At 39.3% G+C, this 12,779-nt stretch carries 16 protein-coding genes; all 16 read left to right on the top strand.

What is annotated here, in order from left to right; all coding sequences use genetic code 11:
* Positions 1-96 precede the first annotated feature (96 nt).
* The 16 genes from CYK18_RS08520 (at position 97) to CYK18_RS08445 (ending at position 12,588) form a co-directional block, all read left to right on the top strand.
* The gene (locus CYK18_RS08520; protein ID WP_101786137.1) at positions 97-543 is read left to right on the top strand and encodes a hypothetical protein; all 447 of its coding nucleotides are present in this window, start codon (positions 97-99) and stop codon (positions 541-543) included.
* Positions 544-601: 58 nt separating this feature from the next.
* The gene (locus CYK18_RS08515) at positions 602-1,555 is read left to right on the top strand and encodes a hypothetical protein (RefSeq protein WP_101786134.1); all 954 of its coding nucleotides are present in this window, start codon (positions 602-604) and stop codon (positions 1,553-1,555) included.
* A 195-nt stretch (positions 1,556-1,750) separates the two neighbouring features.
* A complete protein-coding gene (locus tag CYK18_RS08510; RefSeq protein ID WP_101786132.1) occupies positions 1,751-2,164 on the top strand; it encodes a LuxR C-terminal-related transcriptional regulator in 414 nt (137 codons plus the stop codon).
* Positions 2,165-2,311: 147 nt separating this feature from the next.
* Positions 2,312-2,677, top strand: a complete 366-nt coding sequence (locus CYK18_RS08505) for a hypothetical protein (protein WP_101786130.1) — start codon at positions 2,312-2,314, stop codon at positions 2,675-2,677.
* Positions 2,678-2,696: 19 nt separating this feature from the next.
* On the top strand, positions 2,697-3,263 hold the full coding sequence (locus tag CYK18_RS08500; protein WP_101786128.1) for a hypothetical protein: 567 nt from the start codon (positions 2,697-2,699) through the stop codon (positions 3,261-3,263).
* 236 nt (positions 3,264-3,499) lie between these two features.
* Positions 3,500-4,351: a rolling circle replication-associated protein gene (locus CYK18_RS08495; protein WP_101786126.1), complete on the top strand. Its 852-nt coding sequence runs from the start codon at positions 3,500-3,502 to the stop codon at positions 4,349-4,351.
* A 50-nt stretch (positions 4,352-4,401) separates the two neighbouring features.
* Complete coding sequence (locus CYK18_RS08490; protein ID WP_084917505.1) at positions 4,402-4,611, top strand: DNA-binding protein; 210 nt, start codon at positions 4,402-4,404, stop codon at positions 4,609-4,611.
* 63 nt (positions 4,612-4,674) lie between these two features.
* Positions 4,675-5,814, top strand: coding sequence for a tyrosine-type recombinase/integrase (locus CYK18_RS08485; RefSeq protein WP_101786124.1), 1,140 nt, complete (start codon positions 4,675-4,677; stop codon positions 5,812-5,814).
* A gap of 139 nt (positions 5,815-5,953) precedes the next feature.
* Positions 5,954-6,724 carry a TatD family hydrolase gene (locus tag CYK18_RS08480; protein ID WP_101786187.1) on the top strand — a complete coding sequence of 257 codons (771 nt, stop codon included), beginning with the start codon at positions 5,954-5,956 and terminating at the stop codon, positions 6,722-6,724.
* Positions 6,724-7,290 carry a ribonuclease M5 gene (gene rnmV, locus CYK18_RS08475; RefSeq protein WP_101786122.1) on the top strand — a complete coding sequence of 189 codons (567 nt, stop codon included), beginning with the start codon at positions 6,724-6,726 and terminating at the stop codon, positions 7,288-7,290. The genes CYK18_RS08480 and rnmV overlap by 1 nt, the downstream gene beginning before the upstream one ends.
* A gap of 64 nt (positions 7,291-7,354) precedes the next feature.
* Complete coding sequence (gene rsmA, locus CYK18_RS08470) at positions 7,355-8,227, top strand: 16S rRNA (adenine(1518)-N(6)/adenine(1519)-N(6))-dimethyltransferase RsmA (RefSeq protein WP_001216841.1); 873 nt, start codon at positions 7,355-7,357, stop codon at positions 8,225-8,227.
* Position 8,228: 1 nt separating this feature from the next.
* Positions 8,229-9,107, top strand: coding sequence for a ribosome small subunit-dependent GTPase A (rsgA, locus tag CYK18_RS08465; protein WP_101786120.1), 879 nt, complete (start codon positions 8,229-8,231; stop codon positions 9,105-9,107).
* A 10-nt stretch (positions 9,108-9,117) separates the two neighbouring features.
* Positions 9,118-9,774: a ribulose-phosphate 3-epimerase gene (rpe, locus tag CYK18_RS08460; RefSeq protein ID WP_101786118.1), complete on the top strand. Its 657-nt coding sequence runs from the start codon at positions 9,118-9,120 to the stop codon at positions 9,772-9,774.
* Positions 9,737-10,399, top strand: coding sequence for a thiamine diphosphokinase (locus tag CYK18_RS08455; RefSeq protein ID WP_101786116.1), 663 nt, complete (start codon positions 9,737-9,739; stop codon positions 10,397-10,399). The genes rpe and CYK18_RS08455 overlap by 38 nt, the downstream gene beginning before the upstream one ends.
* Position 10,400: 1 nt before the next feature.
* A complete protein-coding gene (locus CYK18_RS08450) occupies positions 10,401-11,657 on the top strand; it encodes a DNA recombination protein RmuC (protein WP_180948035.1) in 1,257 nt (418 codons plus the stop codon).
* Positions 11,647-12,588, top strand: coding sequence for a 3'-5' exoribonuclease YhaM family protein (locus tag CYK18_RS08445; protein WP_101786112.1), 942 nt, complete (start codon positions 11,647-11,649; stop codon positions 12,586-12,588). Before CYK18_RS08450 ends, CYK18_RS08445 begins: the two co-directional genes overlap by 11 nt.
* Positions 12,589-12,779 lie beyond the last annotated feature (191 nt).

The following is a 12,779-nucleotide window of genomic DNA, read 5'->3' as shown; positions in this document are numbered from 1 at the left end:
TAAGTACAATTAACTATCTAAAAAAACAATATAGTATAGCGTAATGTACCTTTTTGTGTTAAAATAGATAAAAAACAATACAATTGGAGTAGTAATATGACAGAAGAAATAGCTGTGTATAAATTACAAGAATGGGATATGGGAAATGGTGAGAAGAAATATTCTCAGCTAGGTAACTTAGAAGCTCACTATCATTTTGCAAAAAATAATGGTGGAAAAGTTTTATTTACGACAAAATCGAAGTTGTACCAGAGAAATGTTGATTATGTGTTACTAATATTACCAAATGGAGAATACGGATTTCTTTCTAAAATTATTGAAAAAGGGACATATCCTAAACTGCCAGAAGATTCCTCGTATATGGTTCCAACAGAGTGGAGAAATATAAATGAAAAAGTAGAAAAACAGTCCAATTTTAATTGGATTGCCTTGGAAGTTGTTTCAAATATCATTGAAGATATTGAGAATATACCTGAGATGCCTAGTCCACAGTACATGAAAAAAGAGGAATTTCAAAAATATCTAAATAGCATAGATTATTAAGAAATAAACTCAGGTTTTGCTAATAGAATGGATACTAAAATCAAGGAGGATAAGATATATGAGAAAGAAGAAAAACGAAGAAGGTAAAAAGGATAATAAGAATGGCAAGAAAACTAAAAAATTTAGTTTAGTGAAAGTCATATTACTTACGATTGTTATATTGGGAATCTTTGCTGCTGCAGGTATAAGTATATCTAATTATTTTTCCGAAAATTCATCAAGTGATAATTTATTTGATAAGAAGTGGGGTTCAGTAGGGCTTAAAACTAGTGTTTGGGAATTTTCAGGTTCAGAAAAATTAAAAATTGATTATATGCTAAAAAATAATGAAGTATTTAATTATGATGTAACTATTCATGATTCATATTCTGATTTTAAAAATATCACAAAAACTAAACTTTCGGAAGAAGATATCGTCAAATCATTTAAGAAAAATTTCGAGATATTAAAAAATAGTGATATCAAAAAAGAAGATTTGAAGTTTATTTCATTACTTGATAATAAAGACCAAGAACGTTACGGAAGAATCCTGTATAAGATAGATCAACATAAGATGGTATATCTTGATATAATTGGTGAGAATACATCTGTACCATATGAGTTAGTACCATTAGTAAACACAAAAATTAGCGGAACTTATCGTGTTACGAAGGTTTATGGAACTAAAGGCTCTGTGGAAGAAGATCAAAAAAATATAGATAGATTACCTAATATTAAATTTTCAAGTGATAGAATTATTGTAGGAGATAAGGTGATTTATTTAACTTCATATGAGTCATTTACTAATACTGTTAAGGATTTGAAAACAAAAGAACAAATTATCGCAATCATGGAAAGTAGAGGATATAAGATAAAGGATACAGAAAAAATATATGTTGATTTAGATAGAGTGCAATTCTATATCCCGGTTGAAAATGGTAAGAAAGTATTCATAGGATTTTTGAAGAATGATACCTCAAATAAAGAAAATAACGCAGTAATGGAACTAGAAAAAGTAGAACTAAAAGAATAATTGAATAAAAAAGACAAATAGCATATAGATTTGGCTCTAAAAAATGCATAGCAGTTATACGATTTTGTATAACTGCTATTTTTTTATACATCTGACTGTTTCTATCTAAAATGACTACTAAGTTTTTTCCACTGGCGATAGCGTGAAGAGACAAACTCTGTATAGTTGGTAAACCCTAGCAGGAGGTACCAACATATGGTAGATTTAAAAAAAGTAGAACAACGTAGAGAAGAAGCGATTCAAAGAGCTATACTTACTGACGATTGGAAAAAGGTAGATAACTTATTAAACCAGTCTTATGAGAATTTATGTAGAAAAGATAGATCGTACGGTCTGTGTAGTTTAGACAGTAGTTCAATTGCTAAAGGTTCTTTATTAGATACGATAGCAGATTATAATGATCCATTGTCGCTCTTAATTAAAAAAGAAGAAATTGCTATTATAAAGGATGCTATTGAGAAGATATTGAGTGAAAGAGATAGAGAAATTCTACATGGAGTGGTTGAAGGTAGATCGTACTCAAGTCTTGCAAAAGAAGTTGGACTTAGTGACAAAACTGTCAAAAAACACTATGAGCGCATTATAGATACTCTACGAAAAGAATTATAAATTTAAAATTTCATCCGAATTCTGGTGAAATTTCTCCTTATAGATAAGGAGGTGTAATTTTAAATGTTGTTATCTGTAATCGTCACAGTGTTTATTTAATTAAAAGTAGATGATTTACTTTTAAATTTAGAAAATAGGTTTTAAGTTATGGCACTTAAAAATTTATCACATTTCACAGAGTTCAATGCTCAGTTGTTTCTTTCTCACAAAGAGTTACGCTTTATTTCCGCTACAAGGTGGATAGAAAGAAGTGAGACTGGTCCAGAAATTGAAAAAGGAATAAAGGTTTCACTTCTCATTTACAAAGATAATAGTGAATACCAGAACGAAAAAACTAATCTCGGAGAGCAACTTACTGTAAAAGTTCCACATGCATCGTTGAAGGATTATGACTCGTTTCAACCAATGCTCACAGCAGTAGAAATTGTAGGCATTGAGAAGGCAGTTGTGTACGGAGAGTATCGTAATCAGCTTAGTTTGACTGCAAAAGTCAATGAAGTCGTCGAACTATAAGACTATAAAGGAGATCAATATGCCATCGTTTATCGAGGAAATACCTACGAAGGTTTTTGAAGGTATTAAGGAAGTTTATCACCTATGTAGTAGAAAACTTCAGGAGTACCAGAGGAAAGTCCAAGTTGAAGAAAAGCAAAAAAACTGGGATAGATTTATAGTTACTACGCAAAACGCACTCGTAGAATTAGTGAAAGAAAATATTCAAGAAAATCAGTTTGTTTATACACTAGCTCCGATTTATGAGGATCAGGAAGTTGATCAAATTGATGGAAGCAAGTCAATTCAGAGAGTGCATGTAGCAGATGAAAGAGTTCCTATATGTGCAATTGATAACTATGGGATTCGAGAATTTGGAGCAAGATGTGTAGTTTTCCGGTTTCAAGTGTTTGGAGAGATAGATTCAGATGTTCTATTAAGAATAAAGGATACTTGGATCTTTTATTTGCACAAATATGCTCTTCATGGTCTTGCTGATCTATATGTAAAGCATGGGTTACGCTATCTAGTATTCATCATATGTAATGAATCAGATAAACGAACGATTAAAGGGGCGTTGTTCAAATTGAAACATCCGTGGTCTTAGATGGTTAAATTCTTTATGCCGTGAAAGTTGTTGATAATAGGCTAAGATAGATTAGACTGGTTGGGGCGGTGCGGTCGAACTTTGTTCGCCGTGCCGACACAATCAGTTTTATAATCTTAGGGTCCCTATTGTCAATAAATCATGGAATAAATCTGAATTTAATCATCAATAGTGCGACGCCTTAACTTGATAAGCGTCATACAAAAGCACAAAACATATTTTTATAGGTATAAAACATGGAACGAATAGAACTTGGTAAAATTGTAAAAAGTTACGTGTATGGTAATACGCTTGAAATGACAACCGCTAACGGTCAACAAGAACAAACTATCAAAGTGATAGAAGGCAAGCGTTACGTAAATCTTGAGACTGGAGAAATTCATGAAATGGATACTTCTGGTAGTACACGACTTGATAATTTGAAGTCTACTAAACAGACTATGAAAAAAATACGCCGCCTAGTGGCTCACAATTTTACGGGAGGTATCAACCAGCTATGGATAACATTGACTTATAGAAAACATGTAACAAATCCTCAAGAAGTCTATCACGATTTCAAGTCATTTATTCGTCGTTTTAGAAAAAAATACGGTCATGTTGAGTACATTACGGTAATCGAACCACAAGCAAGTGCAAGATGGCACCTACATGTTCTAATGAAGAATGATACTACTTTATCAGTTCCTAATGATATATTAGCTAATATTTGGGGGAAAGGGTTTACCAAGACCAAGCGCTTGAGAAGGGCAGATAAAGTTGGGAACTATTTGATAGCCTACCTATCAAATTTACAAATCGGAGACGAAAGCTCAGATAAGAAATCAACAGTAAAAGGGGCACGCTTATATATGTATCCAAAAGGGATTCGTATTTATCGTACCAGTAGAGGAATTGAAAAGCCTTTGGAAATTACAACAACAAAGGGTGAGCTTATGGAAACTTATAAGATTAACAGTCCTCCGACATTTTCTCGTACCACAAAACATGAAACTCCTTATGGTGTGAAAGAATATACAACGGAGTTTTACGATAACATAAAAAGCCTGTCAGATACTTTTAGCGAGGCAACTGACAAGCTAAGTAGGTGATAAAAGAAATTGTCTCTTATCATCCCTATTATATCAAAATAGGAGAATTTATGGAAAATATATATAAAAGTAAGAGAGGGATTGCGGAATTATTTGATATTCCACTAAAAACCCTAAACAATGATCTAACAGAGATGCGACGAAATAAAAAATTCCAAGGATACATTTTAAAGCCTTCTCATAAGAGGGTCTATATAGATGTTGAAGGCTATAAGGAATTTTTGCAGTATAAACAAAAGAAATATGAGGAAGCTATGTAGTTATGTTATAATTAAGCTATGCTACATAGCTTTCCTTTGCTTTAAAAAGTACAAGGAGAAAAAATGTTTTTTAAAGAATTGGATAATGGGAAATACCGTTATTATGAAAAATTCTATCATGAACGAGAGGAAAAGTGGAAACAAGTCTCTGTGACTCTAAAATCAAAATCTAGAGTTTCTCAAGCAGAAGCAAAACGTCGTTTAGCGCTAAAAATTGAAAAAATCCTAACCGCGCCTACAAAAGAGGAAGTTGAAAAGAAACAACTAGAAGAAAAAAATTTTAGTCAACTATTGGATGAGTGGAAAACGATTCGTTCCAGTGAGATAAAATCTTCTAGTTATCGAAGTGAGATGAAAAGTTTAGAACTTTTCATGGAAACAGTAGGAAATTTGAGAATATCAGATTATACTACTCAGCTAGTTCAAACATATCTAATGAATTTGAATGTTCAAAATTCAACGAGAAAAAATCGAAAGATATATTTGAATGGTCTCTTTAATTATGCTGTAAAGGTCGGATATATTTCTGATTCTCCAGTTAAAGGGGTGGTAATTCCGAAGCAGAAAGCGGACTATGAGAAGTTGCAAAAAGCTAAGGATAATTTCATTAGTAGAGAGGAACTAGGACAGGTTTTATCGTATTGTGAAAGTCACAATAAAGATAAGCGTTATGCTTTGGCAATGGAATTTATCTTTTTAACTGGTCTTCGTTTCGCAGAATTTATAGGGGTTCGCTATCAAGATGTAAACTTCAAAGCGAATCTTTTAATAATTGATCATACTATAGATTATGTTGCTCATGGATATGATGAGAGAATCTTACAGACAACGAAAACAGTAGGTTCTGTAAGGACGATAGTACTAAGTGAACGTTGCTTGGAAATTATCGAGTACTTTCGTAGTAACTGTTTTGATGAGGAGTTCATCTTTGTGACTGAGCAGGGTAACATTATGAGACAGCCTTTGTTATATAGATTTATCAAAAATATTTGTGAAGCAGTGTTAGGTGGACACAGATCCTATAATATTCACATGCTTAGACATTCGCATATTAGTTTGTTGGCTGAACTAGGAATACCCATAAAGGCTATTATGGAGCGAGTTGGACATAGAGATGAATCTATCACTTTAAAGATCTATAGTCATGTAACAAAAAATATACAGGATGAATTGAGAGAGAAACTTAATCAAATTCATCTGTAGATGCTAACCATAGAACTAACCAAGCACTAACCAAAGTGAATAGAAACTAGAGGAAATATAGGGAAGTATAGAAGAGAGAAAGTCTTTTCTTTTGGTAGTTAAAGAACATTGAGGAAAGAGAAGGAAATATAGTTTGGATATTTTTGATACACATACACACTTGAATGTAGAAGAATTTGCGGGTCGTGAGGCAGAAGAAATTGCCTTGGCTGCTGAGATGGGTGTGACACAGATGAATATTGTTGGTTTTGATAAACCGACGATTGAGCGTGCTTTGGAGTTGGTGGATGAGTATGACCAGCTCTATGCGACTATCGGTTGGCATCCGACAGAAGCAGGGACTTACACAGAGGAGATTGAAGCCTACTTGCTTGACAAGCTCAAGCATCCAAAGATAGTTGCCTTAGGTGAGATTGGATTGGACTACCATTGGATGACAGCGCCCAAAGAGGTGCAGGAGCAGGTTTTTCGTCGTCAGATTCAGTTATCTAAGGACTTGGATTTGCCTTTTGTTGTCCACACCCGTGATGCGCTGGAAGATACCTATGAGATTATCAAGAGCGAGGGAGTTGGCCCTCGAGGTGGCATTATGCATTCTTTCTCAGGGTCTCTTGAATGGGCAGAGAAGTTTGTCGAACTTGGCATGACCATTTCCTTCTCAGGAGTGGTGACTTTTAAGAAAGCAACTGACATCCAAGAAGCAGCTAAAGAGTTACCTTTGGACAAGATTTTGGTGGAAACGGATGCGCCTTACTTAGCACCTGTACCCAAGCGTGGTCGTGAAAATAAAACAGCCTATACTCGCTATGTAGTGGACTTTATCGCTGACTTGCGTGGCATGACGGCAGAAGAGCTAGCGGCAGCAACGACTGCAAATGCAGAACGAATTTTTGGATTGGACAGCAAGTAATGAAAGAAAAAATTTCTCAAGTTATCGTGGTCGAAGGTCGCGATGATACGGCCAATCTCAAACGTTACTTCGATGTAGAGACCTATGAGACACGAGGTTCTGCCATCAATGACCAGGATCTAGAGCGGATTCAACGCCTGCACCAACGTCATGGAGTCATTGTCTTTACAGACCCAGATTTTAATGGGGAGCGGATTCGTCGTATGATTATGACGGCCATTCCAACAGTTCAGCATGCCTTTCTCAAGCGAGATGAAGCTGTTCCTAAGTCCAAAACCAAGGGGCGTTCTCTGGGAATCGAGCATGCTGACTATGAAGACCTGAAAACGGCTCTAGCTCAGGTGACAGAACAATTTGAACATGAGAGTCAGTTTGACATCAGTCGTAGCGACTTGATTCGCCTTGGTTTTCTAGCAGGGGCAGATAGCCGTAAGCGCAGAGAATATCTAGGAGAGGCTCTCCGAATCGGCTATTCCAACGGCAAGCAACTCCTCAAACGCCTAGAGTTGTTTGGGGTTACCTTGGCAGAAGTGGAAGAAGCTATGAAATCTTATGAGAACAGCTAAGCAGACCCCAAATGTAAGGGGAATGTGTTACAATAGAAGTAACAGATAATAGAAAAGAGAATAGATGAGAATTGCAGATTACAGCGTGACCAAGGCAGTGCTGGAGCGTCACGGTTTTACTTTTAAAAAGTCCTTCGGGCAAAATTTCTTGACGGATACCAATATTCTTCAAAAAATCGTGGATACGGCTGAGATTGATGACCAGGTTAATGTCATCGAAATCGGGCCAGGGATTGGTGCCTTGACGGAGTTTCTGGCTGAGCGTGCAGCAGAAGTCATGGCCTTTGAGATCGACCACCGTTTGGTACCGATTTTGGCAGATACCTTGCGTGATTTTGATAATGTGACCGTAGTCAACGAGGACATTCTCAAGGTAGACTTGGCGCAACATATCCAGAATTTTAAAAATCCTGACCTGCCAATCAAGGTAGTAGCTAACTTGCCTTATTACATCACAACGCCTATTCTCATGCACTTAATCGAGAGTGGGATTCCTTTTAGTGAGTTTGTTGTTATGATGCAAAAAGAGGTAGCTGACCGCATTTCAGCCCAGCCGAATACCAAGGCTTATGGCAGTTTGTCAATCGCTGTGCAGTATTACATGACTGCCAAGGTTGCCTTTATCGTGCCTCGTACGGTCTTTGTGCCAGCGCCAAACGTGGACTCGGCTATCTTGAAAATGGTGCGTCGTCCAGAGCCAGCTGTAGCAGTGGAAGACGAGAGCTTCTTCTTTAAGATTTCCAAGGCTAGTTTCACTCATCGCCGCAAGACCTTATGGAACAATTTGACAGGTTATTTTGGAAAGACTGAAGAAGTCAAGGACAAGCTGACCAAGGCTTTGGACCAAGCGGGCTTGTCACCAAGTGTGCGTGGGGAAGCTCTCAGCTTGGCAGAATTTGCCAGCCTAGCAGACGCGCTTAAAGGGCAAGGACTCTAAGATGCAGGGACAAATTATTAAGGCCTTGGCAGGCTTCTACTATGTAGAGAGTGATGGCCAGGTCTATCAAACACGCGCGCGTGGGAATTTCCGTAAAAAAGGCCATACTCCCTACGTTGGGGATTTAGTCGACTTTTCTGCCGAGGAAAATTCAGAAGGCTATATCCTCAAGATTCATGAACGAAAAAACAGTCTGGTCCGTCCGCCCATTGTCAATATTGACCAAGCTGTGGTGATCATGTCTGTCAAGGAACCTGATTTTAACAGCAATTTGTTGGATCGTTTCTTGGTTCTTTTGGAGCACAAGGACATCCATCCCATCGTTTATATTTCTAAAATGGATTTGTTGGAAGATAGGGAAGAACTGGATTTTTATGAACAGACTTATGGTGATATCGGCTACGACTTTGTGACCAGTAAAGAGGGACTCCTTCCTTTGTTAACAGGTAAGGTTACGGTCTTTATGGGGCAGACAGGTGTTGGGAAATCAACTCTTCTCAATAAAATCGCACCAGACCTCAATCTTGAAACGGGAGAAATTTCAGATAGTCTGGGTCGTGGGCGCCACACTACTCGAGCTGTTAGTTTTTACAACCTCAATGGGGGTAAAATCGCAGATACACCGGGATTTTCATCCTTGGACTATGAAGTGTCAACGGCTGAAGACCTCAATCAGGCCTTTCCAGAGATTGCTAGTGTCAGTCGAGACTGTAAGTTCCGTACTTGTACCCATACCCATGAGCCGTCCTGTGCGGTCAAGCCAGCAGTTGAAGAAGGTGTTATTGCCACCTTCCGTTTTGACAACTACCTGCAATTTTTCAGTGAGATTGAAAATAGCAGAGAAACTTATAAAAAAGTCAGCAAAAAAATTCCAAAATAAGGAGAAACCTATGTCTCAATACAAGATTGCTCCGTCAATTCTGGCAGCAGATTATGCCAACTTTGAACGTGAAATCAAACGCCTAGAAGCAACTGGGGCAGAATATGCACATATCGACATCATGGATGGTCATTTTGTACCGCAAATCAGTTTTGGTGCGGGTGTGGTCGAATCTCTTCGTCCTCATAGCAAGATGGTCTTTGACTGCCACTTGATGGTAGCTAATCCAGAGCATCATTTAGAAGACTTTGCGCGTGCAGGTGCGGATATCATCAGCATCCATGTGGAAGCAACGCCTCATATTCATGGTGCCCTTCAAAAAATTCGTTCACTCGGTGTTAAACCTTCAGTCGTTATCAATCCTGGTACGCCTGTCGAGGCGATTAAGCATGTCCTTCATCTAGTTGACCAAGTTTTAGTCATGACAGTTAACCCTGGCTTCGGTGGGCAGGCCTTTCTACCAGAGACAATGGATAAGGTCCGTGAGTTGGTTGCGCTTCGTGATGAAAAAGGTTTGAAATTTGAGATTGAAGTTGATGGTGGGATTGATGATAAAACGATTGCCCAAGCCAAAGAAGCTGGTGCGACCGTTTTTGTAGCAGGTTCCTATGTCTTTAAGGGAGATGTCAATGAGCGAGTACAAACTCTCAGAAAACAACTGGACTAGGGTTGCCGTTTTTGCCGGTGGAGACCGCGGTCATTATCGTACAGACTTTGATAGTTTTGTCGGTGTGGATCGAGGCTCGCTCTGGGTCTTGGAGAAAAAACTACCTCTTGCTCTAGCAGTCGGAGATTTTGATTCTGTGACCGAAGAAGAGCGACAGGTGATTCAAAAACGTGCCCAGCATTTTGTCCAAGCCCGACCAGAAAAAGATGATACAGATTTGGAATTGGCTCTCTTAACCATCTTTGAGCAAAATTCTCAGGCTCAGGTTACTATTTTCGGTGCTTTGGGTGGCCGTATTGACCACATGTTGGCTAATGTCTTTCTGCCCAGCAATCCTAAGTTGGCGCCCTATATGCGCCAGATAGAAATTGAGGATGGGCAAAATTTGATTGCCTATTGTCCAGAAGGGACCAGTCAGCTAGAACCCCGTTCAGACTACGACTATCTAGCCTTTATGCCAGTTCGGGATAGCCAGCTGACTATTCTCGGAGCTAAGTATGAGTTGACAGAGGAAAATTTTTTCTTTAAAAAAGTGTACGCTTCTAACGAATATATAGATAGGGAAGTGTCAGTGACTTGCCCAGATGGCTATGTGGTTGTGCTGCATAGCAAGGACAGGAGGTAGGATGGAAAGTTTACTTGTTCTATTATTGATTGCCAACCTAGCTGGCCTCTTTCTGATTTGGCAAAGGCAGGATAAGCAGGAAAAACATCTAGCCAAGAACTTGGAGGATCAGGCAGATCACTTGTCAGACCAGTTGGATTACCGCTTTGAACAAGCCAGACAAGCCAGTCAGTTGGACCAAAAAGACTTGGAAGTAGCTGTCAGCGACCGTTTGCAGGAAGTGCGAATTGAGTTGCATCAAGGATTGACGCAAGTCCGTCAAGAAATGACAGAGAACCTCCTCCAAACCAGAGACAAGACGGACCAACGTCTTCAAGCCTTGCAGGAATCCAATGAGCAACGTTTGGAACAAATGCGCCAGACAGTCGAGGAAAAGTTGGAAAAGACCTTGCAGACGCGCTTGCAGGCTTCCTTTGAGACAGTTTCCAAACAACTGGAGTCAGTCAATCGTGGCCTTGGAGAAATGCAGACTGTTGCCCGCGATGTCGGAGCTCTCAATAAGGTTCTCTCTGGAACTAAGACACGAGGGATTCTGGGTGAATTGCAACTGGGGCAAATTATCGAAGATATCATGACACCAGCCCAGTATGAACGAGAATACGCAACGGTTGAAAACTCTAGTGAACGAGTGGAGTATGCCATCAAGTTACCTGGACAAGGCGACCAAGAGTACGTCTATCTACCAATTGACTCCAAGTTTCCACTAGCAGATTATTACCGTCTAGAAGAAGCCTATGAAGCAGGTGATAGGGACGAGATTGAACGCTGTCGCAAGTCACTCCTAGCAAGTGTCAAGCGTTTTGCCAAGGATATCAAGAGCAAGTACATAGCACCGCCTCGGACGACCAATTTTGGAATCTTGTTTGTTCCGACAGAAGGTCTCTACTCAGAAATCGTCCGCAATCCTGTCTTCTTTGATGATTTGAGGCGGGATGAGCAGATTATTGTCGCAGGACCAAGTACCCTATCAGCCCTGCTTAACTCTCTATCAGTTGGCTTCAAGACTCTCAATATCCAAAAAAGTGCTGACCATATTAGCAAGACTCTTGCTAGTGTCAAGACTGAATTTGGCAAGTTTGGTGGCATTCTGGTTAAGGCACAAAAACACCTCCAACATGCCTCTGGCAATATTGATGAACTATTAAACCGTCGTACCACTGCTATCGAGCGGACGCTCCGTCACATTGAGTTGTCAGAAGGTGAGCCTGCGCTTGATCTACTCCATTTCCAAGAAAATGAGGAAGAATATGAAGATTAGTCACATGAAAAAAGATGAGCTGTTTGAAGGCTTTTACCTAATCAAATCAGTTGACCTGAGGCAAACTCGAGCTGGGAAAAACTACCTAGCCTTTACCTTCCAAGATGATAGTGGCGAGATTGATGGGAAGCTCTGGGATGCCCAACCTCATAACATTGAGGCCTTTACCGCAGGTAAGGTTGTCCACATGAAAGGGCGCCGAGAAGTTTATAACAACACCCCTCAAGTCAATCAAATTACTCTCCGCCTGCCTCAACCTGGTGAACCCAATGATCCAGCTGATTTCAAGGTCAAGTCACCAGTTGATGTCAAGGAAATCCGTGACTACATGTCGCAAATGATTTTCAAAATTGAAAATCCTGTCTGGCAACGAATTGTCCGAAATCTCTACACCAAGTATGATAAGGAATTCTACTCTTATCCAGCTGCCAAGACCAACCATCATGCCTTTGAAACGGGCTTGGCCTATCATACGGCGACCATGGTGCGCTTGGCCGATGCCATTAGCGAGATCTATCCTCAGCTCAATAAGAGTCTGCTCTATGCGGGGATTATGCTGCATGACTTGGCTAAAGTTATCGAGTTGACGGGACCAGACCAGACTGAGTATACAGTACGAGGTAATCTTCTTGGACATATCGCTCTAATTGATAGCGAAATTACCAAGACAGTTATGGAACTCGGTATTGATGATACCAAGGAAGAAGTCGTTCTGCTTCGTCACGTTATCCTCAGTCACCACGGCTTACTTGAGTATGGAAGCCCGGTCCGTCCACGTATTATGGAAGCAGAGATTATCCATATGATTGATAATCTGGATGCAAGCATGATGATGATGTCAACAGCTCTGGCTTTGGTGGATAAGGGAGAGATGACCAATAAAATCTTCGCTATGGACAATCGTTCCTTCTATAAACCAGATTTAGATTAATAATTTAAGAAAAATGAGCATTTTTTAGGACAAGAATGTTCGTTTTTTTATGTGAATATGGTATAATAAGTAAAAGACAAAAATGAATACTCTTCTAAAATCTCTTCAAACTAGGGTAGCATCGCCTTGTCGTATGTATATATGTAGGTATATTACAGACCTTGTCAGTTCTATCGACAATCTCAAAACAG

This window comes from Streptococcus mitis, from assembly GCF_002860865.1.
In the GTDB taxonomy this organism is placed as follows: Bacteria; Bacillota; Bacilli; order Lactobacillales; family Streptococcaceae; genus Streptococcus; species Streptococcus mitis_AT.
Note: the sequence above shows the minus strand (reverse complement) of the source record. Positions and strands in the feature narration are given on the sequence as shown.

Coding starts and splice junctions, on each gene's coding strand:
- CYK18_RS08520 (WP_101786137.1), top strand. CDS start 97: ATGACAGAAGAAATAGCTGTGTATAAATTACAAGAATGGGATATGGGA.
- CYK18_RS08515 (WP_101786134.1), top strand. CDS start 602: ATGAGAAAGAAGAAAAACGAAGAAGGTAAAAAGGATAATAAGAATGGC.
- CYK18_RS08510 (WP_101786132.1), top strand. CDS start 1,751: ATGGTAGATTTAAAAAAAGTAGAACAACGTAGAGAAGAAGCGATTCAA.
- CYK18_RS08505 (WP_101786130.1), top strand. CDS start 2,312: ATGGCACTTAAAAATTTATCACATTTCACAGAGTTCAATGCTCAGTTG.
- CYK18_RS08500 (WP_101786128.1), top strand. CDS start 2,697: ATGCCATCGTTTATCGAGGAAATACCTACGAAGGTTTTTGAAGGTATT.
- CYK18_RS08495 (WP_101786126.1), top strand. CDS start 3,500: ATGGAACGAATAGAACTTGGTAAAATTGTAAAAAGTTACGTGTATGGT.
- CYK18_RS08490 (WP_084917505.1), top strand. CDS start 4,402: ATGGAAAATATATATAAAAGTAAGAGAGGGATTGCGGAATTATTTGAT.
- CYK18_RS08485 (WP_101786124.1), top strand. CDS start 4,675: ATGTTTTTTAAAGAATTGGATAATGGGAAATACCGTTATTATGAAAAA.
- rnmV (WP_101786122.1), top strand. CDS start 6,724: ATGAAAGAAAAAATTTCTCAAGTTATCGTGGTCGAAGGTCGCGATGAT.
- rsmA (WP_001216841.1), top strand. CDS start 7,355: ATGAGAATTGCAGATTACAGCGTGACCAAGGCAGTGCTGGAGCGTCAC.
- rsgA (WP_101786120.1), top strand. CDS start 8,229: ATGCAGGGACAAATTATTAAGGCCTTGGCAGGCTTCTACTATGTAGAG.
- rpe (WP_101786118.1), top strand. CDS start 9,118: ATGTCTCAATACAAGATTGCTCCGTCAATTCTGGCAGCAGATTATGCC.
- CYK18_RS08455 (WP_101786116.1), top strand. CDS start 9,737: ATGAGCGAGTACAAACTCTCAGAAAACAACTGGACTAGGGTTGCCGTT.
- CYK18_RS08450 (WP_180948035.1), top strand. CDS start 10,401: ATGGAAAGTTTACTTGTTCTATTATTGATTGCCAACCTAGCTGGCCTC.
- CYK18_RS08445 (WP_101786112.1), top strand. CDS start 11,647: ATGAAGATTAGTCACATGAAAAAAGATGAGCTGTTTGAAGGCTTTTAC.